The sequence below is a fragment of the Arthrobacter sp. V1I7 genome (assembly GCF_030817015.1).
Taxonomy (GTDB): domain Bacteria; phylum Actinomycetota; class Actinomycetes; order Actinomycetales; family Micrococcaceae; genus Arthrobacter.
Window position 1 is genome coordinate 3,982,661 of sequence record NZ_JAUSYS010000001.1, and the last position, 22,555, is coordinate 4,005,215.

Genomic DNA, 22,555 nt, shown 5'->3' on the forward strand with positions numbered 1-22,555 from the left:
TGCCCGGCGGGCCGCCGAGGGCCGCCTAGCGATCAGGAGGGGAGGCGGGCCCGGAAGTGCGGTACTTTGTGCCCATGGACTTCAGCAACGCGGACAGCTGGGGGGACACGATCTATTTCTGGATCGTCCCGATAGTTATGGGCGACGCCATTTTCCCGCCGGTCCCGTCCGAGATGGTCGTCATTACCGGCGGCGCATTGTCCGCGGACGGACGGGCGAACGTCGTCCTCGTGGTGCTCGTCGCCACCCTTGCGTCCTGGCTTGGCGACATCCTCGTGTTCCAGCTCTTCAAGCGACGGCTCAGCCACGTGCTCGACCGCTGGAAATGGGGCCGGTCGTTCCACCTGGCCGCGCATCGGGCCATCGCCCAGGCCGGCCGCTCCTCCACTTACGGAGCGATCATCGGCATCCGCTTCATCCCCGGCGGCCGCCTCGGGACGACGGCTGCCGCCGGGATAGCCGATGTCTCCACCCGCGGCTTCAGCCTCTGCGCCGCTCTGGGCGGCCTGCTTTGGGCCATCTGGTCGGTAGGCCTCGGCTACTTCACCGGCGCCGCCACCAAGCTGCCCTTCTGGGCAAGCTCCCTGATCGGGCTCGGTGTCGGGCTGGCGATCGGTGTGGTCGTGGGCGTCATCGTCACGCGCCGCCGCCGCAACCGCTCCCCCGTGGTGGACGGCCCCGAGGAGCTGGACGCCTGAGGTTTTCGGCCTCCGCTACACTGGCGCCCAACGGCCGCGGTTGCGCCGGAGCACCATCATGGCACCAGTCACCGCAACGCGTTCGACGGCGTCGCGCATCATCGCTGCCGACTCGCACGCCTGGCTGTTCTCACCGCTGTACGTGGTGGCGTCGACCAGGAACCGCAGATTCAGCTGCGGAACGCCTCCCGCCAGCTCCAGCTGGTTCGCTTCGACATGGTGCCGGGTCTCCAGCGCCTCCACGGCCGCAGCCATCACGGCTTCCGGCGGGGTGCCCGGTTTGAGCCCGGTGATTTTCAGTCTGGTCTGGAACGACGGCATGACCTCAAGCCTAGATGGTCGGGGCTACCGCCTCGCGCGCGCTCAGACACCGGTGCCGGCGTCCGGGTTCTTAACCGGCCCCGACCATCGTTCCTCAATATGGCCGAACCGCCACACGCCTACGGCGAGCAGCCAGGTGCACAGGAAGAGGGCGACGACCGTGTACCCGATCGAATCCAGGTCAAGGCCGCCGATGGCGGACAGTGGACCCGTGCTGATCCCGGCCCGTTCAACGAGGATGGAGATCAGCTCGATGGAACCGATGCCCAGCGACGGCGCGGACGCCGCTGCACCGGCTGCCAGGATCAGGAGGCTGACCTCCGTCGCGGTGTCGAAGCCGAGTCCGAACAGCAACCCTAGGCCGTACACCTGCCACGGACGGGTGATGAAGCGGCTTGCCCGTCCGAACACCCGGTACAGGAAACCCGGCGCAACCGCCTGCCCCTCCGGACCTGCACCGGCGTGACGGCCTTCCCGCATGCGGAGGACGGATTTGATGATGCCGCGCAACACCACCAGGTTCAGGATGCCGATGCACAACAGGAACACTCCCGAGACTGCGGTGCCCACCAGCCCCAGAAAAGAATGGAGCTCGGCTGTCCCGTCCGCCGTCCGGTCCGCCAGGCTTCGGATTCCTGCTGCCAGCAAGGCGCACAGGCCGAACACGATGCTTGAGTGGCCCAGCGAAAACCAAAACCCCACGGACATGCTGCGCTTGCCCTCGGCACAGAGTTTGCGGGTGATGTTGTCGATGGCGGCGATGTGGTCGGCGTCAAAAGCATGGCGCAGGCCCAGCGTGTAGGCGGCCACGCCCAGGCCGATGCCGAAAGCACCGGTGGAAGCAACGGGAAGGCTTTCCGGGGCGATGACGATCACCAGTACACCCCAACCCAGCACGTGCAGGAACGTGACAAACGCGGCCATGCCGCCGATCGAGGCCCACTCCCGGCCCGAAAGGGCCAGGCGTGCCGCACGGATTCGGCCAAACCGCGCAACCTCCGGTTGCTTCATTGTCGAGCCTCAGGTTCCACACCAGATCGACGCTGGATGAACTGCCCGCTGGTAGCGGAGTATACGCCCGCAGCAAATCGAACGGTCTGCTATTCCGACGGCGGCCACGACCGCCGTGCCGTCGCCGTACATTACGGCGACAGTACGGACCTGGCGCGGCGTCCGCCGTCGGAGCGTCCGGCGAACGGCAGCGCCAACTGAGGGAGCGTCCGGCGAACGGCAGCGCCAACTGAGGGAGCATCCGGCGAACGGCAGCGCCAACTGAGGGAGCATCCGGCGAACGGCAGCGCCAACTGAGGGAGCATCCGGGGGAACGGGTTTAGCCGGTGTTGCGGAGGCCTGCGGCGACTCCGTTGACGGTGATCAGCATGGCACGCTGGAGCCGTTCGTCGATTTCGGCGCCGGACAGGCTCTCCCCGGCGGCCGACTCGGCCCGGATGCGGCGCAGCAGCTCCACCTGGAGGTAGCTGATCGGGTCAAGGTACTGGTCGCGGATCTCCAGCGAACGCTTGAGCGTCGGCTGGGCATCCAGGAGCAGATCCTCGCCGGTGAGCCGCTGGATTTCGGCGACGGTGAGTTCGTATTCGGCCCGGATGGCGCGGAAAAGATGGTGCAGTTCCGCCGGCACCAGCGTGGAAACGTAGTAGCCGGCGATGTCCATGTCCGTCTTGGCCAGGGTCATTTCCACGTTCGAGAGCACCGAACGGAAGAAGTGCCAGCCGTCCATCATCTCCACCAGCTGGGCCGAGTGGCCGGCCTCGCGGGCGGCCTTGAGACCGGAGCCGACGCCGAACCAGCCCGGCACGATCTGCCGCGACTGGGTCCAGCCGAACACCCAGGGGATGGCGCGGAGGCCTTCCAGTCCCGCGCCGGATTCGGGGCGCTTGGACGGGCGCGAGCCGATGTTGAGGGAACCTAGCTGCTCCACCGGGGTGGAGGCCAGAAAGTAGGCGGGCAGGTCCGGATCGTCGATCAGCGTCCGGTAGCGTGCGAAGGCGGCGTCGGAGATGGTCTCCATCACGTGGCCGTAACGCAAGCGCTGGTCCTCCGAGGTGCGCGGGGTGCGGTGCAGGGCCGAGCCCTGCAGCACGGCGGCCAGCGACAGTTCCAGGTTCTCCCGGGCAAGCTCGGGCAGCGAGTACTTGTCCGAGATGACCTCGCCCTGTTCGGTGAACTTGATTTCGCCCTCCAGCACGCCGTTGGGCTGGGCCATGATGGCGTCGTAGGTCGGTCCGCCGCCGCGGCCCACCGAGCCGCCGCGGCCATGGAAAAGGCGCACCCGCACGCCATGCTTCGCCGCGACGTCCCGGAGTTTGCGTTGGGTTTTGTGGATCTCCCACTGGCTCGTCATGACGCCGGATTCCTTGTTGGAGTCCGAGTAGCCGAGCATGACTTCCTGCACGTCGCCGCGCAGCCGGACCAGCTCCCGGTAGGACGAGTCGGAAAGCAGCCGGTCCACGATCTCGGCCGAGGCGCGCAGCTCCTCCACGGTCTCCAGCAGCGGGGCGAAGCCGATCCTGGCGTAGGGAGCCGCCCCGAAGAGGTTCACGAGTCCGGCCTCGCGGGCCAGCACGGCAGCGGCCAGGACGTCGTCGGCCCCGCGCGTCATCGAGATGATGTAGGTCTCGATCACGTCCGGACCGTAGGTCTTCAGGGCCCGGCGGATCTCCCGGAAGACGTCGTACGTGCCGTCCGCGACGCCGTCGAGCTTGATCGGGTGGCCGGAGAGCGGGCGGCGCGAGGCCAGCTCCGAACCCAGCACCTCCAGCCGCTCGGCACGGCTCAGCTCCGCGTACCGGACTCCGGGTCCGCCAAGCCGGTCCATCAGCTGCCCGACGGCGTCGTGGTGGTGGTCGGCGTGTTCGCGGATGTCCAGGGTGGCCAGGTGCAGCCCGAAGGAGGCGATGGCCCGCCGGACCCTGGCCAGCGCACCATCGGCGACGAGGGCGGCGTGATGGTTCCGCAACGACTCCTCCAGCAGGGCCAGCTCGGCGAGGAGCTCCGTGGTGGCGGTGTAGTCGCGCCCGGGCTGGTGCGGGGACCCCGACGTGACCCGCCGCGCGGTGTTCAGCAGCTTGGCCTTGATGCAGGTCAGTTTGAGGCGGTAGGGCTCCTGCGCGTTCAGTTCAAGGACCCGGCGGTCCAGGCCGGGCAGGTTCCGAACGTCGGTGTCGATCGAGTCCAGCAGCTCCTGGTCCGCACCGGCGAGCGCCGTCGAGTTGGACAGGATCGAGATGAGTCCGTCGAGCAGGGCGATGCTGATCCGGATGGCGTGCTGGTTCTGGATCTGCAGGATCTCGCGGGTGACCGCCGCGGTGACGTTCGGGTTGCCGTCGCGGTCCCCGCCGATCCAGGAGCCGAAGCGGATGGGCGGTTTTTCCACGGGCAGCGTGACGCCGTGCTCGCCGAGCAGCTCCGAGAGGTCCGCGAGCATTTCCGGCATCGCATCGGTGAGGATGCCGGTGAGGTAGTAAATGGCGTTCCGGGCCTCGTCCACCGGCGTAGGCCGGACCTGCCGGAGCTCATCGGTCTGCCACATCTGGTCAATGACTTCGGACAGCTGGCGGTCCTGGCGGCGCCGCGCGGACGTCCCCTCCGCGGTGGTCTCGGCGAGGATGTCGGAGAGCCGGCGGACCTTGTCCAGCACGGAGCGGCGGGAGGCTTCGGTGGGGTGGGCCGTGAAGATGGGGCGGACGTCGAGTTCGTTCACGACCTCCTGCAGCACTGCCGCGCCGGCCTGGCCGGCGATGTCCCCGACGGCCTTGGCGAGCCAGCCGTCCTTTTCCTGGCGGGTCCGCAGCCCGCGGACCCGATGGACCTGTTCGGCGGCGTTGGCCAGATGGAAATAGAACGCGAAGGCGCGGACCAGATCGGTGGCCTGCTCAAGCGGCAGGGAGCCGAGCAGTTCGCGGACCTGCGCGACGACGTCGTACGAGCTCCACGGACCGGTGGCATCGGCGCCGCCCCGGGCGGCTTCCTTGGATTCTTTGGCCAGCAGTCGGACTTGCTCCACGAGGTCAAGGAGTTCGGGGCCGTGCTGGCGGACGAGGGATTCACCGAGCAGGGTGGACACCCGGCGTACATCGGCGCGCAGTTCGGCGGCGAGATCGGTGTCGGAATTCATTGCAGTGTCAGCCATGGAGACTATCTTTCGAGGGTTCGGCTTGGCTCGTACACTGCGCTGGATACTGTGAGCCCGGTTACTTCTTCCTATGGGATGGTACCCGCTGCCGGGGCCTGCCGTGAATCTGTCTCGGATATTGTGCGGTCTCTTGACCGGAGGCCTGCCCGGCAGGATGATCATGCCGGGCCACTTGCCGCCCGGTGCCGGCGGCCCGCCTCGTGGCAGACAGCACCGGGCGCAGCTCCCCCTCGGAAGGAAACGCATGAACGACGACGCCGAAGCCCAGCTCGCCCGCTGGCAGCGCTTCCGGAACAGCCGCAACACCGCCCTCGCGAGCGAGCACGGCTGGCTCACGCTCACCTCGTTCCAGTGGCTGGACAGCGAGCCGTCCGCCGTCGACCTTGCGCCGGGACTCTGGTCCACGGACGGCACGACGGCGTTCCTCACCGCGGACGCCGCAGCGGGACTCACGCTCGTGGACGGCGGCGAGGCCGTTGACGGCACCATCAGCGAGCGGCTCTCCGATGAGGAGTCGCTGCTGTGGGTCCAGTACGGCGGGGAGGACGGGCGGCAGGTGGTGGTGGAACTGGCCATGCGGGCCGGGAAGTACGCCCTCCGCACCCGGGACTCGCAGTCTCCCGTGCTCACCGAGTTCGACGGCGTACCCACCTTCGACTTCCGGCCGGACCTCGTGATCGAGGCGAAGTTCCTCCCGTATCCGGAACCCGTGGACGTCCCGATCGGAACCGCGAACCCGCTGGTGGACGGCGTGCACCGCTCGGTGGGTGAGCTGGTGTTCCGGCTGCCGGGCAAAGACCACGAGTGCCATCTGCAGGCAGAAGAGGCGAAGCTCGGCGCCCTCACCGTCACGTTCCACGACGAGACCAACGGGGAATCGACAGACGAATGGCGCAAAGTCTCCACGGGCCGGCCCCGCCCGGACAACACCGTGATCCTGGATTTCAACCGGGCCATCAACTACCCCAGCGCCTTCACCCCCTACGGCACCTGCCCCATGCCGGTGAAGAACAACAGCCTGGACTACCGGATCGAAGCCGGAGAGAAGGAGCCCGGGCTCTTCTAGACGATCGCGGACACCCCGGTGACGGCGCGGCCCACGATCAGGGTGTTGATCTCGTATGAGCCCTCGTAGGTGTAGATCGCCTCGGCGTCGGAGAATATCTTGGCCATCCCGTAGTCGGTGACGATCCCGTTCCCGCCGAGCAGGGAGCGGCCCATCGCCACGGTTTCGCGCATCCGGGCGCTGACGTAGGACTTTGCCAGCGCCACCTGGGGCATGTCCGCGGCACCCTGCTCCTGAAGCTGGGCGATCCGGACCATCATGCCCATGCTCGCCACGGCATTCCCGAGCATCGTCACGAGCTGCTGCTGGACGAGCTGGAACTTCGCCAGCGGCCGCCCGAACTGCTGGCGTTCGACGGCGTACTGCCGGGCGACGTCGAACGCCGCCAGCTGCTGTCCGACGCCCTGCCATGCGACCATGATCCGTGAGCCGCGCAGCAGTTCGTTCGTGTCCTCGAAGCTGTTGATGCCGGCGAAACGGTCCGCCTCGGCCACCCGGACCTCCTCGAACACGATGTCGGCGTTCTGCACCGTGCGCAGGGCGATCTTGTTCTCGATCCTGCTCCGGCGCACCCCGGGCAGCGTCGCGTCCACGATGAAGCCGCGGACGCCGCCGTCGGCCTCGTCGCGGGCCCACACGAGCAGGTAGTCACAGAACGTCCCGTTGCCGATCCAGCGCTTGGCGCCGTTGAGCACCCAGCAGTCGCCGCCGTCCGCGGCTCCCCCGGGAACGCGCCGGGCCCGGGTTTCCATGCCCCCGGCGACGTCAGAGCCGTGCTCCGGTTCGGTGAGCGCGAAGGCGCCCGTGGTCCGGAGGTTGGAGGCGTCGTCGAGCAGGCGGGTCTTCTGTTCCTCGGAGCCGAAGCCGTAGAGGGATTCCACGAAGAGGTCGTGATGGACCAGGAAGAACGTCGCGAGGGAGGTGTCCACGCGGGTCATCTCGGCGATCACCAGCCCCGCGAACAGATGGCTGTACCCGCGCTGGGCCGGGGCGCTGAGTTCCAGGGCGGCCAGCTTCGGCAGGATGTGGGCAGGGAATTCGGCCCTGTTCCACCAGTCCGTGGCGAACGGGGCCACTTCCCGGGCCAGGAACCCGCGCAGCTCGGCCAGCTTCGCCTGCTCCGTGTCGTTGAGCAGGGATTCGAAGTCGAAGAAGTCGGCGGCCGGCAGACCCTCCGTCGACGGCGAGCCGGGGCCGAGCCCGGTCTGCATTACTTTGGCCCCATCCGGATGGCGCCGTCGAGACGGATGGTCTCGCCGTTGAGCATGGCGTTGTCCACAATGTGCCCGACAAGGTTCGCATACTCGGCCGGACGCCCCAGCCGGGACGGGTGCGGCACCTGGTGGCCCAGGGAGTCCTGAGCTTCCTGAGGCAGGCCGGCCATCATCGGCGTCTCGAAGATTCCGGGTGCGATGGTGACGACGCGGACCAGCGAGCGCGCCAGCTCCCGCGCGATCGGCAGCGTCATGGCGGCCACGGCCCCCTTGGAGGCGGCATAGGCGGGCTGGCCAATCTGGCCGTCGAAGGCGGCGACGGAGGCGGTGTTGATGATGACGCCGCGTTCCGGTCCGCCGAGCCCGGTCACCGCAGGCTCGGTAGCCACCATGGCTGCGGCGGCCAGCCGGATCACATTGAAGGTGCCCACGAGGTTGATCTGGATGACGCGGCTGAAGCTCTCCAGCGGCAGCACGCCGTTCCGGCCCAGCACCTTGCCCGGGGTGGCGATCCCGGCACAGTTGACCACGATGCGCAGCGGGCCGAGTGCCACGGCGGCGTCGACGGCGGCCTGGACCTGCTCCTCGTTGGTCACGTCCGCGGGAACAAAGACCGCCTTGTTGCCCGGTTGCACGGGATCGGCGGGCTCCGGAGCGCCGGGCTGCCGCGCGTCCCGGGCATTCAGCTCGGCCGCGAACGCCTCCCCGGCGGAGCCCGGCAGGTCCAGCAGCACCACTGAGGCGCCCGCGTCGAAGAGTCGCCGCGCGGTCGCCGCCCCCAGGCCCGAGGCCCCGCCGGTCACCAGCGCAACCGTACCTTTGATCTCCATGCATCCTCCTTGATGTGGAACCTGCTCCCGACGACGTCCAGCGGGCTTCGCGGCACCGGCCGCAGCAACTGCACCGCCGTCGCCGGCGGCACTCGCCATGCTCTGGAACGTTAGTTAGTTCAGGTTAACTGAAACACGGGCGTCCCGCACCTCCGCTCAGATCCCGCTCCGCCGGCATTCCCGCCGCTAGGCTGAATCCATGACCCCAGCAGATGCCGCCGCTCCCAACTGGTCGTTCCGCGCCGACGAAGCCGCCCGCTCGGTGACCAGGCTTTTCGGGCAGCGGCTCTTCTTCCTGCCGGGGACCCACGTTGCCGCGGTCGTGCGGCCCTCGGGCCGGCTGAAAAACCTCGTCGGCCCGTGGCACTACTGGTGGCAGGCGCAGTATCTGGACTGCCTGGTGGACACCGGCCGCCGCGAACTCGGCTACGGCGGCCGGCCCGGAGCGCGGTTTGACGGCGAGAACCGGGCCAGCGCGGGCCAGCTCGCCTCCCGGCTGGTGGCCGGCATCCGGCTGCGCAACTTCTTCACCTTCGTCAACGACTATTTCGACGACATGGCCTGGCTGGCCCTCGCCACCCGGCGGCTGGAGGACCTGGCCGGGGACGCCCGCAACCCGGCCGGGCGGCGGCGGAACGCCAGGGCCCTGAAAAGCCTCACCCTGCAGTTTGATTCCGCTTCCACCGACGATCTTGGCGGCGGCACCTTCTGGAGCAAGAAACGGGACTTCAAGAACACCCCCGCCACTGCCCCGGTGGCGCTGCACTACGCCCGCAGCGGCAATCCGGCCAAGGCGCAGGCCCTGCTGGACTGGCTGGACGCGCGGCTGTACGACCCGGCACAAGGCCTGTACCAGGACGGTCTGCGCATCTCCGGCGCGGGCGAGGTGGTGCTGGAAGGCGTGATCTACACCTACAACCAGGGTCCCGTCCTCGGCGCCCTGCTGGAGCTCGGCGGCGCAGCCAACCTGGAGCGTGCGTCCAGCCTCGTGGCATCGGTGGCCCGCAGCCTCACCTTGCCCGCCCCGCTGTTGGGGCGCGCCGCCGCCGTCCTTCGTTGCGAAGGAAACGGCGACGGCGGGCTCTTCACCGGCATCCTGGTCCGGTACCTTGCCCTGGCCGCCGTCGACGGCCGGCTCCCGGCCGAGACCCGCGCCACGGCCGCCGTGCTGGTAAATGACACCGCCGAGGCATTCTGGGAGGGCCGGCGCATCCTCTCGGCCGAGGACCCCCTGGCGCACAGGGGCAGCCGGCTGATCTTCTCGGCCCGGCCGGAACTGCCGGCGCGCCGCAGCTATCCGCCCGGCACCGCCGTCGAACTCTGCACCCAGCTCCAGGCCTGGATGGTGCTGGAGGCGGCGGCGGCAATTGCCGGAAGGACCGAGGTCCGAGCCGCGGGCGACACACCCGGGGCAGGGGCCGACGCCGCGCCGGCGGGCGGGGACACTCCCGCGGCGGGGGCGGAAGCGGAACCGGTGGCCGCGCCGGGAGCCGAAGCGCCGTCGGAAAGCAGCCGAACGAATTAAGTCACGACATGGTTTCGTAATTCATGTGATCCTGCTCACTTAAGCGGCTGCCGGCTTGGTCGCTTAGGTTGGGCTAACCTACAGTTTTTCTTTAGTGAGCATGCCCTAAGTTCCCCGCTCACGGGGACCCGGGCTCCCTGAAGAATTCCTTGTAGAAAGTAGCCCCATGAAGATCCGCAAAAATGCGCTGGCGGGCATCGCCCTTGCCGCCTCCGCCGCGCTCGGCCTGGCAGCCTGTGGCGCCGGTACCTCCACCCCCGCCGCCACCAGCGCCGCTGCCGACGGCAAATCCTCCGGCGAAATCACGGTCTACAACGCCCAGCACGAATCCCTGACCAAGGAATGGGTGGACGCCTTCACCGCGGAGACCGGCGTCAAGGTCACCCTCCGGCAGGGTTCCGACACCGAGATGTCCAACCAGATCATCCAGGAAGGCGCAGCCTCCCCGGCCGATGTCTTCCTCACCGAAAACTCCCCCGCCATGGCCCAGTTGGAGAACGCCGGCCTCTTCGCGGACGTGGACCAGGCCACCGTCGACCAGGTCCCCGCCGAATTCCGTCCCTCCACGAACAAGTGGACGGGCATCGCAGCCCGCTCCACCGTGCTGGTCTATGACAAGAACAAGCTGAGCGAAGCCCAGCTGCCCAAGTCCATGCTGGATCTGGCCAAGCCCGAATGGAAGGGCAAGTGGGCGGCGTCGCCGTCCGGTGCCGACTTCCAGGCGATCGTCTCTGCACTCCTCGAGCTCAAGGGCGAAGCCGCCGCCGAGGAATGGCTCACAGGCATGAAGGAAAACTTCAAGGCGTACAAGGGCAACAGCACGGCCATGAAGGCCGTCAACGCCGGCGAAGTGGACGCCGCCCTGATCTACCACTACTACTACTACGGTGACCAGGCGAAAACCGGCGAGAACTCCAAGAACGTCACCCCGTACTACTTCAAGAACCAGGACCCGGGCGCCTTCGTCTCCGTGTCCGGCGGCGGAGTGCTGAACTCCTCCAAGAACGCTGCGGCGGCCCAGGCCTTCCTGAAGTTCATCACCGGCAAGAAGGGCCAGGAGGTCCTGCAGAAGGGGACCTCCTTCGAGTACGCCATCGCCTCCGGCGTCCCGGCCAACGACAAGCTCGTGCCGCTGACGGAGCTGCAGGCCCCCGTCGTGGATCCGGCGAAGCTCAACTCCGCCAAGGTCACCGAGCTGATGACCAAGGCAGGGCTGCTGTAACAACTGTGACAAGCAGGCTGGCGGTTTCCGGAAAGTCCGGGGACACGACGACGGCGGGCAGGGGCAAGCGTCCCCGCCCGCCTTTCGGCGTTTCTGTGGTATCAATCGTTGCGGTCCTGATCGCGCTGTTCTCGCTCATTCCGCTGGGCTACGTCATCGTCATGACCGCCGCCACCGGCTGGGACACCGCCGCCGCCCTGATCTTCCGGGAACGCGTGGGCGAGCTGCTGCTGAACACCGTGCTGTTGATGGTGTTCACCGTGCCGCTGTGCCTCCTGCTCGGCGTCGGCGGGGCCTGGCTGGTGGAACGCACCCGGCTCAAGGGCCACAAATGGTGGGCGGTTTTGCTCGCGGCCCCGCTGGCGATCCCCGCCTTCGTCAACAGCTACGCCTGGGTCTCGGCCGTGCCCTCGCTCGGCGGCCTGTGGTCCGGTGTCCTGATCGCCACACTGTCCTACTTCCCGCTCGTCTACATCCCGGCCGCCGCGACCCTCAGCCGGCTGGACCCGGCGATCGAGCAGTCCGCCGCCTCGCTGGGCCTCGGCGCCTGGCGGACCTTCTTCCGGGTGGTGCTGCCGCAGCTGCGGATCGCCATGACCGGCGGAGCGCTCCTGGTTTCCCTGCACCTGCTGGCCGAATACGGCGCCTTCGCGATGATCCGGTTCGACACCTTCACGACCGCGATCATGGTGCAGTACCAGTCCACCTTCAACGGGACGGCCGGAAACATGCTGGCCAGCGTGCTGGTCTTCATCTGCCTCATCCTGCTGCTGGTGGAAGTGCGCAGCCGCGGCACTGCCCGCTATGCCAGGATCGGCTCCGGCGCGCAAGCCCGCGCCCTGCGGCTGCCCCTGCACGCCTACCAGCTCCCGGCGCAGCTGGCCCTGCTGGCCCTGACCGCGCTGGCGTTCGGGCTGCCGCTGACCTTCGTGCTCCGGTGGATCGTCGCCGGAGGTCCGGACATCTGGGCCGCGGAGGAATTCCTGCCGGCCCTGCTGCAGACCCTCACCTACGGCCTCGCCGGCGCCCTCGCCACCACGGTGGTCGCGTTCCCCATGGCCTACCTCGCGGTCCGGCACCCCAGCTGGTTCAGCAAGGCATTGGAACTGTCCAACTATGTGACCAGTTCGATGCCGGGGATCGTAGTGGGCCTGGCCTTCGTGACCGTCAGCATCCGGCTCGTGCCCGGCATGTACCAGACCGCGGGAGTCCTGATTGCCGCCTACGTGCTGCTCTTCCTGCCACGCGCCCTGGTCAATCTCCGCTCCGGACTGTCCCAGGCGCCTAAGGAACTCGATGAGGCCGCGCAGGCGCTGGGCAAGCCGCCGCTGCTGTCCTTCCTGCGGGTGACGTTGCGCCTCACCGCCCCGGCCGCCGCCGGCGGCGCCGCCCTGGTGTTCCTGGCGATCGTCAATGAGCTGACCGCAACGCTGCTGCTCTCGCCCAACGGCACCCGCACGCTTGCCACCGAGTTCTGGAGCAAGAGCAGCGAAATCGACTATGCCGGCGCGGCGCCGTATGCCTTGCTGATGATCCTGATCTCGGCTCCGATGACCTACCTCCTCTTCCAGCAGTCCAAGAAAGCAGCGGGACAGTGACCGAAACTTCGCCCTTGCGCGACGCCCCCGCCAGGCTGCCGGAACCCCGGATCGCCGCGTCCGTGGCGACCAGCACGAACAGCCACCTGGAGATCGGCTCGCTGACCAAAAACTTCGGTTCGCAGGCCGTCCTCCAGGGCGTCAACCTCTCGGTGGCCAAGGGCGGGACGACGGCGATCGTGGGTCCCTCCGGTTCCGGCAAGACCACCCTGCTGCGGCTCATCGCCGGTTTCGAGCACCCCGAGACCGGCACCATTTCGCTCAACGGCCGCAAAGTGGCCGGCGACGGTGTCTGGGTTCCCGCGCACAAGCGCCACGTCGGCTATGTGGCGCAGGACGGTGCCCTGTTCCCGCACCTGACTGTCGGCCAGAACGTCTCGTTCGGCCTGGACGCCTCCAAGCTCCCGGGCGGCCACCGCGGGATCAAGGCCCGGGTCGCCGAGCTGCTGGAGATGGTGTCCCTCGATGCGGCGATGGCCAAGCGCCGGCCGCACCAGCTGTCCGGCGGGCAGCAGCAGCGCGTCGCCCTGGCCCGGGCACTGGCCCGCGAGCCCGAACTCATGCTGCTGGACGAACCTTTCTCCGCCCTGGACGCCGGGCTCCGCGTGGCCACGCGCCGGGCGGTCGGCAAGGTCCTCCACGACGCCGGCGTGACCACGATCCTGGTGACGCATGACCAGGCCGAGGCGCTGTCCTTCGCGGACCAGGTGGCGGTGATGCGCGGCGGGCGGCTGGCGCAGATCGGCAACCCCTTCGTCGTCTATACCCGGCCCGCGGACCGCGCTACCGCGGAGTTCCTGGGCGACGCCGTCATCCTGGATGCCTGGATGGAAGGCTCGCTGGCCACCTGCTCGCTCGGCGGCATCCCCGTGCGCAGGCCCCCGGCGCAGGGACGGGTCCAGCTCATGCTGCGCCCGGAGCAGATCCGGATCGCCGAGGACGGCCCGATCCGCGGCGTCGTGGTGGACACCGACTACTTCGGCCCGGAATCCACGGTGCGGCTCAAGCTCGCCGTCCCGGCCGTCCTCGCCGAGGGCGCCGTGGCCGACTACCGCTACCCCGGCGGCGGCGAAATCATCACCATCCGGCACTGGAACGCCTCGATCGCCCGTCCCGGCACCGAGTTGTGCCTGCGGGTGGTGGGCGAGGCCGTCGCCTTCCCGCTGGAAGACGCGGCGCCGCAGTAGAGGCCGCCGCGCCCCCGCGCGTTCCGTTGAGCCCGTCCGCGCCCGGGCATAGGGTGGGCGCATGACCGTTCAGCCAGCGCTTCACCGCCAGCACTGCGCCATTGCCGCTCCCACCCAGTTGTGGCTCGACGCCGACGGCCGGCTCGAGGGCGGGGATAGCGCGGCGGCCGCTGGTGACGGCGCCGGCGGCTCGGGCCCGGGCGGCTCGGGCCCGGGCGCCTCAGGCGCGGGCGCCTCGGGCCCCTCGGGAGCGGGCTGGTTCACCGGGTTGCTGCACGGCGACACCCGCATGCTGTGCCGGGCCGAGGTCCGCGTCAACGGTATGGCGCCCGAACCGGCCTCGGTCGAGGCGGAGGCCGGCGGCGTGCTGCGTGTCCGGGGACTGGTCCACGGCATTCCCGGGCCTACGGAAGATCCCGCCGTCGAGCTCGCGCAGACCTGGACCGTCACACCGGGCGTGGTGCGCCACTCCCTGCAGGTGAACACCTCGTTCGACGCCCTGGACGTCGAAATTGAAGTGCGGCTCGCCGCGGACTTCACCGATATGGCCGCCATCCGGCTCAGCCGGCTCAGCCAGCCGTTCGCGCCGTTCGCCGCGGACGACTCAGCCCTGCGCTGGCGGAACGGCGCCCGGACGCTCACGGTGGCCGCCCCGGGCAGCGTAGCCGCGGGAGAACGGCTGCTTTGGCGTGGAACGGCAGGGCGCGGGCGGCCCTTCGAGGCCGAATGGCAGGCCGTCCTGGCGGACAGCGAGGACGCCGTCGTGGCCGCGCGCCCGCCCGCCTCGCGGCGGCCCCGCGCGGAGCCGTCCGGTGCGCTGGGCCTGCTGCTGGACAACTCCCTCGATGAACTGGCCGGCCTCCGCCTGGCTTCCCGCCAGCTGCCGGACGCCCCCTTCCTGGCCGCCGGAGCGCCGTGGTATTTCACCCTCTTTGGACGGAACTCGCTGTGGGCGGCGCGCCTGCTGTTGCCGCTCGACGCCGGGCTGGCCGGCGGGACGCTGCGCACCCTGGCCGCCTTCCAGGGCAGCCGGAACGATCCCGCGGGCGCCGAGGAACCCGGGAAGATCCTGCACGAGCTGCGCGCCAAGGAGCTGGTCCTGGAGAGCCAGGGCCTGCGCCTGCCGCCGATCTACTACGGCGCCTTGGACTCCACCCCGCTGTGGCTATGCCTGCTCGGCGAACTGGGCCGCGCCGGCACGGATGACAGCACAGTCCGGGCGTTGCTGCCGAACGCCGCACGGGCGGCGGAATGGTTGCTGGCTGCCGGCGAAGTGCGCGATCACGGTGCCAACGGCGGCTTCCTCTGCTACCAGGACAACGGGCACGGGCTCGGGAATCAGGGCTGGAAAACCGCAAGGGACGCCATGCAGTTCCGCAACGGCCGCCAGGCGGACGGCCCGATGGCGCTCTCCGAAGTGCAGGGCTACGCCTACCAGGCCGCAGTGGAAACGGCCGAGTTGTTCGATGCCTACGGCGAGCCCGGCGGACAGGCGCTGCGGGACTTCGCCGAAGCCCTGAAGCAGGCATTCCGCGAGTGCTTCTGGATGGAGGACGAAGGCGGGCTGTTCCCGGCGATGGCCCTCGATGGGCACGGCGACCCGCTGGATGTGCCGGGCTCCAACATGGGTCACCTGCTCGGCACCGGCATCCTCGACGCCTCGGAGGCGCGGCTGGTGGCGGACCGGCTGCTCAGCCCGGAGTTGTTCTCCGGTTACGGGGTGCACACGATCTCCCGCCGAGCCGCGGGCTTCTGGCCCTTCAGCTACCACTGCGGCTCGGTCTGGAGCCACGATACGGCCATCGCCATCCGCGGGCTGCTGGCCGAGGGCTTCCTCGCCGAGGCCCGGATTCTGGCCGAAGGACTGCTGAAGGCGGCCGGCTCGTTCGACCACCGGCTGCCGGAACTGTTTGCCGGTGTCCCCTTGTCCGATTCCGGCCATGCGGTCCCGTATCCGGCGTCCTGCCATCCGCAGGCGTGGTCCTCGGCGTCGGCCGTGGTGATCGCCCAGGCCATGGGCGTGGGGTTCTGAGCGGCCGCTGGTCGGTGCCGGCTGGCCTTGAACCTTGCTTCGCTATCCGGCATCGCGTCATCCGGACCCTCTACCGTTAACTGCGCAGCCTACTTAGTGTTGACTTACACGGAGCCGGAACGGGCTTCACCTGGAAGCAGAAGGAGCGGGCCAATGTCACACGATATTCCCGGCTACACCGCCGGCACCGCAACGCTTGCACGCTCACCGCTGACGCTCGCTGAATTCGAGCTGAAGAAGGCGAGCGCGCTGTTCGGCGACGACGACGTGAAGCACCTCCGCCTGTCCCTTGAAGTGGTGGAGGAGCAGGTGGAGGAGATTCTCGACGTCTGGTACGGCTTCATCGGTTCACAACCTCATCTTCTGGCCTCCTTCAGCGGCAAGAGCAGCGCCGAGCCGCTGGGCGATTACCTCGGCGCGGTCCGCCGGCGCTTCGGCCAGTGGATCCTCGACACGGCGCGCGCCGAGTACGGCCAGGACTGGCTTGACTACCAGCACGAGATCGCTTTGCGCCACCACCGCAGCAAGAAAAATCTTACCGACGGCGCCTCGTCCACCGACATCGTGCCATTTCGCTACCTGTTCGCGCTGATCTTCCCGGTGACTTTCACGCTCAAGCCGTTCCTCGCCAACAGGGGGCATGCTCCAGAGGTCGTCGACAAGATGCACGAGGCCTGGGTGAAATCGTGCCTGCTTCAGCTCACGCTGTGGAGCCATCCGTACGTGAAGGACGGGGACTTCTGAGCGCAGGACCTTACTCGGCGCCGGCCGCGCGTTTCTTCTGCGGATACGGCGTCTCGTGGCGGGCCAGCATCTCGACGAAACGGGCGATCTTTTTCTCCCGTGTCGAGGCCTGTTTGACCGCGTTGGTCCGGTAAATCAGCGCGTACCGGTTGACGGAGGTCAGGACGTCGAACATGGCCTGGGCCCGGGGTTCGGCCGCGATGGCCGCCGCGAGATCCGCCGGTACCACCGCCGTCGCAGACCCCGAATAGGCGGCTTCCCAGCGCCCGTCGGCCCTGGCGGCGTCGACGGCGGCGCGCCCTGCGGGGGTCATCCGCCCGGCGGCTTCGAGGCGTCCGATCCGGTCCACGTTCCGTTCCGACCACACACTCTTCGGACCCCTCCGGGTCATCCGCTGGAACGAGCTCTCCGCGTCCCGGCGCCTGCCCTGGCCATCGATCCAGCCGAAACACAGCGCCTCCAGCAGCGCCGCCTCGTAGTCCAGCTCGGTCACCGAGCCGCCCTTTTTGTGCAGCACCAGCCACACGCCAGGGCTGTCCGCATGATGCTGCTCGAGCCAGGCGCGCCACTCGGCGGCGTCCTTGACCAGCAGTTCCTCAAGTTCAACAGCCATGGCACCATTGTGCTCCCCCCTGACCATGAGTGCGGATTTGGTGGCACGATATCCCTGAGAGCCGGATCTGTCACAACCTAAGGAGCAACGATGCTGCGTGTTCGCCCGGTCCACTTCACCTCCCGCCTCGATGAGTGGGAGCGGCTGCTCACCTCCCTGGGCATGGTCAAGACTGTCGATGAGCCCACCTGGCGGGAGTTCGACGCCGGTTCCGGCCGCCTCGGCCTCCATTTCGTCGAGCAGGGAGCCCCCGAGGACGGCACCACGTCCTTCGGTGTTGAGGTGGGCAACCTGCAGGAGTTTGCCCGGCGCACCCAGGAGGCGGGGGCCGCCGACGGCGGCACCACCGCGGAACTCATCGACGCGGACCACGGCCCCTCCTGCCGCGTCACGGCGCCGGACGGGTTCAGTTTCCTGGCCGACCCGGCGACGCGCGCCGCGGACGGGAGCTGGGGCGGGTCGACGGAAGCGGATCCGGGCCTCGCCGTCGTCGTGGTTTGGTTCTCCGAGGACGCTGTGGCGGCGGCCCGAACCCTGCGCGACATCGGCGCCCTGGCCCGCCCGAATCCGGGCAGCAGCGACCCGGACAACGTGGAATCAGAAGCCTTCACGGCGAAAAACGGTGGGATCCTGATGGTCGGATCCGTCACCGGTGCCGGCCGCGCCGGCATGGGCTTCGAGTACGCCGGCGACCTGCACGCCCTCCGTGAACGCCTTGCCGCAGCGGGACACGAGGTGGCAGTGATCGAGGAAGCCGCCATCCCCACGCTGCACGTGGCCAACCCGGACGCGGCCGGCACTTCTGCCCGCCCGCCGCTCTGGATCGCAGCGGCCCCGTCGCCGAGCTGAGCCGGATCCGCCGCGGCGTCAGTCGGCCAGCACTCCGTTGCAGAGCCGGTTGACGACCTCCGTCAGCATGGTCAGCCCTGCCACGATGTCCTCGTCGGTGGTGTATTCGTGCTCGTTGTGGGAGATCCCGTCCACGCTGGGCACGAACAGCATCACGGTTGGCACGAGGTCCTTCATGTTGGTCGAATCGTGGCCGGCCAGGGTCATGACCTGTTTGTTCGCCATTCCCAGGTCCGCCGCCACCTTCGCGGCCAGCTCAACGCCCTCGGGCTGATACGGCGTCACCGGCCACGAGTGGGCGTGGTTGCGTTCCACGGTCACGTTCGCGAGCCGCTCGATCCCGGAGATCCGCTGATGCAGCATGGCATCTGCCTCGCCCAGGACGGCCTCATCGGCGCTGCGCAGGTCCAGCAGCAGGCTGACGCGGGAGGGCACCACTACGGGCGAGTTCGGGTACACAGTCAGCTGCCCGACGGAGGTGTGCAGCACGCCCGGAAAAGTATCCGCGAGTTCACGGGCTGCCACGACCATCATCGATGCCCCCAGCAGCGCGTCTTTCCGGTCGGCGATCACGGTGGAGCCGGTGTGTGCCTGCTCGCCGTGGACCACGAACTCGTATTTGTTGGCGGCCCAGTTGGAATTAACCAGGCCGATGGTGATGCCTTCCCGTTCCATGCTTCGGCCCTGCTCAATGTGGATTTCGGCGCAGTACGCGGCCTCCGGTCCCTCGTAGGTGCCACGGCAGCCGATCGCGTCCAATGCCTCGCGGACCGAGACGCCGGCCGCGTCCGTGGTGGCCAGCGCGGTCTCGAGTTCGAGTTTTCCTGTGTAGACGGAGGATCCCATCATGGACGGCTTGAAGCGGGAGCCCTCCTCGTTGAACCAATTGACCACCGCGACATTGAACTGGGGCTGCCCGTCGGGTCCGGCGGCGGCCCACTGCTCGACGAGCCGGAAGGCCGCGTGGGCTGCGGCGAGCACCCCGTAGGCGCCGTCGTACCGTCCCGCCGTCGGCTGCGAATCCATATGCGAGCCCACCACAACAAAGGGCGCTCCCGGCACTGCCTCGTACAGGCCCCACTGATTGCCGGCCCGGTCGAACTCAACGGTGAAGCCCTGCGCCTCCAGCAGGCCTGTAAGCCATTGCCGCTGTTGCCCGTCCGGGGCGCTGGCGGCCTGCCGTTCGACGCCGCCGTTCTCGGTGGCGCCGAATTGGCTCATGATGTGGAAGTCCCGCACGAATGCGGCGTCGCGGGTGCTGAAAGTGGTCTGAGAAGTCACGGTGTTCCCCTATGAACGGTTGGTAGCTGTGCTTGAGAATGGTGTGGCCGCGGCAGGATCGTCCGCTGGCCGGAACCGCATACCAGGCGCCTGGAATGTGAAGGTCCCCCCGACGGCGGTGGCCAGGACCTTGAGCTCCGCGATATTTCGGGCAAGGAGCGGGGACCCGGACAAGACGGTGAAGTCGGCCAACTTCCCGGCGGTCAGTGAGCCCTTGACACCAGACGTGCCGGTGGCTGCGGCGGCCCCGGTGGTGTACGCCGCCAAGGCCTGGAACGGGCTCAGCCGCTCGTCCTGGTTGCCGAAAACGGTCCCGGATTCAGTGCACCGGTCAACGAAGGCCTGCATTCCGCGGAGCACATTTCCGTCTGCGACGGGGCGGTCGGAGCTCCCGGCGAGCGTCACCCCAGCCGAAAGGAACGACGCCGCACGGTAGGCCCAGCCGAGCCTTTCCGGGCCCAGCGAGGCGGTCATTCCGTCCCCGCCGTTGAAGAAGAAGCTGGCCTGCGGGGTGACGGCGATACCGGCTGCGGCGAGCCGCGGAAGCTGGTCCGGCCGGGTCATCGAGGCGTGCTCGATCCTGTTGGGCACGGCCCGGGGCGGATACTTCCCCGCGCAATCGGAGATGATGTCGATCGCGAGGTCTATGGCGCGGTCGCCGATGGCATGCGCGGCGATCGACCAGCCCGCCGCGTAGGCAGCCTCGATCTTGTCCCGGAGGGCCTCCGGTTCCGCCTGGAAGTAGCCGGTGTTGCCCGCGTTGTCCGTTCCGCCGTGGCTGCAGTAGTCCTCACTGACTGCCGCCGTTTCGCCGAGCAGGGAGCCGTCCAGGAACACCTTCGCCGGGCCCAGCGACAGGAAGTCGCCGCCGAAACCGCTGGCGATGCCGAGGTCCAGGCCGGCCGGCGCCGCGCCCCGCGGTTGCTGTCCGCCGAGCGGGTGGAGCACATCAAGGACCGGCATCAGCTGCGCGCGGGCGTGGAGCCTGCCCGCGGACGCCGCCCGCTGGTAGGCGGCCAGCTCCACCGGGCTGTGGCCGATCCAGCCGCCGCCGATCCCCGCCTCGGTGAAGCTTGTGATGCCCTCTGCGGCGTAGTAGCTGGTGGCCCGGTCCAGCGCGGCTTCAATCGCCTCGCTGGAGTACGGCAGGATCAGCTGCTGGATCAGTTGCTGCGCCGTTTCCTGGACCAGCCCGGTCGGGCGGCCGCCGGCATCGCGAACAATCACGCCGCCGTCGGGGTCCGGAAACGACGCCGTATCGGCGCCGGCAAGCCGGAGCGCGGCGGTGTTGACGACGGCCATGTGGCCGGAGTTGTGCCGCATGAACAGCGGCCGGCTGCCCGTGATCCGGTCCAGCACGGCGATGTCCGGAAACTCGCCGCCGTGCTGCTGCTGGCTGAATCCGGTGGCCAGGAGCCAGCCGGGCGCCGCGCCGGCCCCGGATTCAGCGGTTGAGGGCGATTCCGCGGCACTGTCTGCCGCCATGCCGGCCTCCAGCAGGGCGTAGAGCTGATTCAGTCCGCGCGCGGCGGAGACGTCCAGTTCGCCGAGGCCCAGCCCGAACCAGGTGGTGTGGCAGTGGGCGTCGATGAAGCCGGGAGTCACGGTGGCGCCGCTGAGGTCCAGGACTTCGGCGGCCTCCAGCCCGTCCAGGTCATCGTCGAGACCCACGATCCGGCCCTGCCAGACACCCAGCGAGGTGGCATGGGGGCGGCGCCCGTCCATGGTGATGATGTCCGCGTTTCGCAGCAGCAGATCGAGTTTCATGGTTACCTAGCGTGGTTCTCAGCGGTGGGAGGTGGTGACTGACTTGATGCGGGTGTAATCCTCCAGGCCAAAGACGGAGAGGTCCTTGCCGGTGCCGGAGTGCTTGAAACCGCCGTGCGGGGCTTCGGCGGGGATCACCTGGTGGCAGTTGATCCAGACAGCGCCGAAGTCCAGCTCGTTGGACACCCGGGTGACGATGCCGTGGTTGTTGGACCAGACGCTGGAGGCCAGCGCGTACTTCGTCCCGTTGGCGAGCTCCACTGCTTCGGCCTCGCCCCGGAAGGGCTGGATGGTGACGACGGGTCCGAAGATTTCCTCGCACACCACCTCGTCGGCCTGGACCACGCCGTCGATCACGGTCGGTTCGAAGTGGAAGCCGGCGCCGGTGCGCTTGCCCCCGGCGAGGACCTTCGCGTTCGCCGGCAGCCGGGACATAAAGCCCTCCACCCGGTCCAGCTGCGCGGCGCTGTTCAGCGGCCCCAGATCCGCGGCGTCGCCGCCGACCCTCAGCGCTGCGGCCGCTCCGGCGAGCGCGGCGCCGAACTCCTGGTGGATCGATTCCTCCACAAGCACGCGGGTCACCGCGGTGCAGTCCTGTCCGGCGTTGAAGAACGCACCGAGCGCGATCTCGCGGGCCGCCAGGTCAATATCGGTGTCCGCGAAGACGATCGCCGGCGCCTTGCCGCCGAGTTCCAGGTGGACGTCCTTGAGGGTCTTCGACGCCGCGGACATCACCTGCGCGCCGGCCCGGGTGGAGCCGGTGATGGACACCATTTCGGGGATCTCGGACTCCACCATGGCGGCACCGGTCGCGCGTCCGCCGCAGATGACGTTCACGACGCCGGCGGGGTAGGCTTCCTGCGCCAGCTCGCCCAGGACCAGGGTGGACCAGGGCGTGGTGTCCGCCGGTTTCAGCACCAGGGTGTTGCCGGCGGCGAGCGCCGGTCCGATCTTCCAGATGGCCATCATGAACGGATAGTTCCATGGGGTGATCTGGGCGACCACGCCGAGCGGTTCCCGCCGGACTGTCGAGGAAAAGCCACGGACGTATTCGGTCTGCGCGGTCCCGGACACCACGCGGCAGGCGCCGGCAAAGAAGCGCAGCTGGTCGGCCCCGCGGAGGATTTCGATCTCGCGGGTGATCTCGCGGGGTTTGCCGGTGCAGGCCACCTCGGCGTCCAGGAGCCTGTCAACGTTGGCTTCGATGAGGTCGGCGAGTTTGAGCATCATGGCCTGACGTTCCGCCGGCGTGGTCCGCTTGTAGCTTTGGAAGGCCGTGCGAGCGGCCTGGAACGCGCGGTCCACCGTGGCGGCGTCGCTGTCCGGGGCGGTGCCGAGCTGGACTCCGGTGGCGGGGTCGAAGAACGGCAGGGTGGCCTCGGCCGGACCGCCTGCCGCACTCCCGTGGACGATTTCACCGTTGATGATGTTGTGAAGGGTGATCATGGCGGGCTC

General features: G+C 68.7%; 18 protein-coding genes. 9 read left to right on the top strand and 9 right to left on the bottom strand.

The genetic code is table 11. From position 1 onward, the window contains the following. Window positions 1-74: 74 nt before the first annotated feature. Entirely contained in the window at window positions 75-698 is a 624-nt protein-coding gene (locus QFZ69_RS18285) for a DedA family protein (protein WP_306913384.1), read from the top strand. A 15-nt stretch (window positions 699-713) separates the two neighbouring features. Here the strand turns inward: QFZ69_RS18285 and QFZ69_RS18290 are convergent, their stop codons facing one another. The 3 genes from QFZ69_RS18290 to ppc form a co-directional block, all read right to left on the bottom strand. After that, complete coding sequence (locus QFZ69_RS18290; RefSeq protein WP_306913385.1) at window positions 714-1,019, bottom strand: hypothetical protein; 306 nt, start codon at window positions 1,017-1,019, stop codon at window positions 714-716. 42 nt (window positions 1,020-1,061) lie between these two features. Next, window positions 1,062-2,030 (bottom strand): HoxN/HupN/NixA family nickel/cobalt transporter, encoded by a 969-nt coding sequence (locus tag QFZ69_RS18295; RefSeq protein ID WP_306913387.1) that lies wholly within the window; start codon window positions 2,028-2,030, stop codon window positions 1,062-1,064. A gap of 319 nt (window positions 2,031-2,349) precedes the next feature. Next, window positions 2,350-5,169, bottom strand: a complete 2,820-nt coding sequence (gene ppc, locus QFZ69_RS18300) for a phosphoenolpyruvate carboxylase (RefSeq protein ID WP_306913389.1) — start codon at window positions 5,167-5,169, stop codon at window positions 2,350-2,352. Between the two features lie 247 nt (window positions 5,170-5,416). Here ppc and QFZ69_RS18305 point away from each other — a divergent pair, with 247 nt between their 5' ends. Next, entirely contained in the window at window positions 5,417-6,238 is an 822-nt protein-coding gene (locus QFZ69_RS18305) for a DUF1684 domain-containing protein (RefSeq protein WP_306913390.1), read from the top strand. On the opposite strand, the gene QFZ69_RS18310 is transcribed toward QFZ69_RS18305, so the two are convergent. Continuing rightward, a complete protein-coding gene (locus QFZ69_RS18310) occupies window positions 6,235-7,449 on the bottom strand; it encodes an acyl-CoA dehydrogenase family protein (RefSeq protein WP_306913393.1) in 1,215 nt (404 codons plus the stop codon). The genes QFZ69_RS18305 and QFZ69_RS18310 overlap by 4 nt on opposite strands. Next, a complete protein-coding gene (locus tag QFZ69_RS18315; protein ID WP_306913394.1) occupies window positions 7,449-8,282 on the bottom strand; it encodes an SDR family NAD(P)-dependent oxidoreductase in 834 nt (277 codons plus the stop codon). Before QFZ69_RS18315 ends, QFZ69_RS18310 begins: the two co-directional genes overlap by 1 nt. A 199-nt stretch (window positions 8,283-8,481) precedes the next feature. Here QFZ69_RS18315 and QFZ69_RS18320 point away from each other — a divergent pair, with 199 nt between their 5' ends. From QFZ69_RS18320 to QFZ69_RS18345, 6 genes are all read left to right on the top strand, one after another. Continuing rightward, window positions 8,482-9,807, top strand: coding sequence for a glycoside hydrolase family 76 protein (locus QFZ69_RS18320; RefSeq protein ID WP_307000321.1), 1,326 nt, complete (start codon window positions 8,482-8,484; stop codon window positions 9,805-9,807). A gap of 166 nt (window positions 9,808-9,973) precedes the next feature. Beyond that, window positions 9,974-11,029: an iron ABC transporter substrate-binding protein gene (locus QFZ69_RS18325; protein ID WP_306913396.1), complete on the top strand. Its 1,056-nt coding sequence runs from the start codon at window positions 9,974-9,976 to the stop codon at window positions 11,027-11,029. Window positions 11,030-11,124: 95 nt separating this feature from the next. Continuing rightward, complete coding sequence (locus QFZ69_RS18330; protein ID WP_306913399.1) at window positions 11,125-12,627, top strand: iron ABC transporter permease; 1,503 nt, start codon at window positions 11,125-11,127, stop codon at window positions 12,625-12,627. A 50-nt stretch (window positions 12,628-12,677) separates the two neighbouring features. Then, complete coding sequence (locus QFZ69_RS18335) at window positions 12,678-13,814, top strand: ABC transporter ATP-binding protein (protein WP_373461914.1); 1,137 nt, start codon at window positions 12,678-12,680, stop codon at window positions 13,812-13,814. Window positions 13,815-13,875: 61 nt separating this feature from the next. Further along, window positions 13,876-15,846: a glycogen debranching N-terminal domain-containing protein gene (locus QFZ69_RS18340; RefSeq protein WP_306913403.1), complete on the top strand. Its 1,971-nt coding sequence runs from the start codon at window positions 13,876-13,878 to the stop codon at window positions 15,844-15,846. 153 nt (window positions 15,847-15,999) lie between these two features. Then, on the top strand, window positions 16,000-16,590 hold the full coding sequence (locus tag QFZ69_RS18345; RefSeq protein WP_306913405.1) for a protoglobin domain-containing protein: 591 nt from the start codon (window positions 16,000-16,002) through the stop codon (window positions 16,588-16,590). Window positions 16,591-16,600: 10 nt separating this feature from the next. On the opposite strand, the gene QFZ69_RS18350 is transcribed toward QFZ69_RS18345, so the two are convergent. Continuing rightward, the gene (locus tag QFZ69_RS18350; RefSeq protein WP_306913408.1) at window positions 16,601-17,203 is read right to left on the bottom strand and encodes a YdeI family protein; all 603 of its coding nucleotides are present in this window, start codon (window positions 17,201-17,203) and stop codon (window positions 16,601-16,603) included. A gap of 90 nt (window positions 17,204-17,293) precedes the next feature. Here QFZ69_RS18350 and QFZ69_RS18355 point away from each other — a divergent pair, with 90 nt between their 5' ends. Then, entirely contained in the window at window positions 17,294-18,052 is a 759-nt protein-coding gene (locus QFZ69_RS18355; RefSeq protein ID WP_306913410.1) for a VOC family protein, read from the top strand. Between the two features lie 18 nt (window positions 18,053-18,070). Here QFZ69_RS18355 and QFZ69_RS18360 read toward each other — a convergent pair whose 3' ends face one another. Genes QFZ69_RS18360 through QFZ69_RS18370 form a run of 3 tightly spaced genes read right to left on the bottom strand, consistent with a single transcriptional unit; the run spans window position 18,071 to window position 22,546 of the window. Next, entirely contained in the window at window positions 18,071-19,333 is a 1,263-nt protein-coding gene (locus tag QFZ69_RS18360) for a M20 family metallo-hydrolase (RefSeq protein ID WP_306913413.1), read from the bottom strand. Window positions 19,334-19,342: 9 nt separating this feature from the next. Beyond that, the gene (locus tag QFZ69_RS18365) at window positions 19,343-21,100 is read right to left on the bottom strand and encodes an amidohydrolase (RefSeq protein WP_306913415.1); all 1,758 of its coding nucleotides are present in this window, start codon (window positions 21,098-21,100) and stop codon (window positions 19,343-19,345) included. Window positions 21,101-21,118: 18 nt separating this feature from the next. Further along, the gene (locus QFZ69_RS18370) at window positions 21,119-22,546 is read right to left on the bottom strand and encodes a gamma-aminobutyraldehyde dehydrogenase (RefSeq protein ID WP_306913417.1); all 1,428 of its coding nucleotides are present in this window, start codon (window positions 22,544-22,546) and stop codon (window positions 21,119-21,121) included. Window positions 22,547-22,555: the final 9 nt, after the last annotated feature.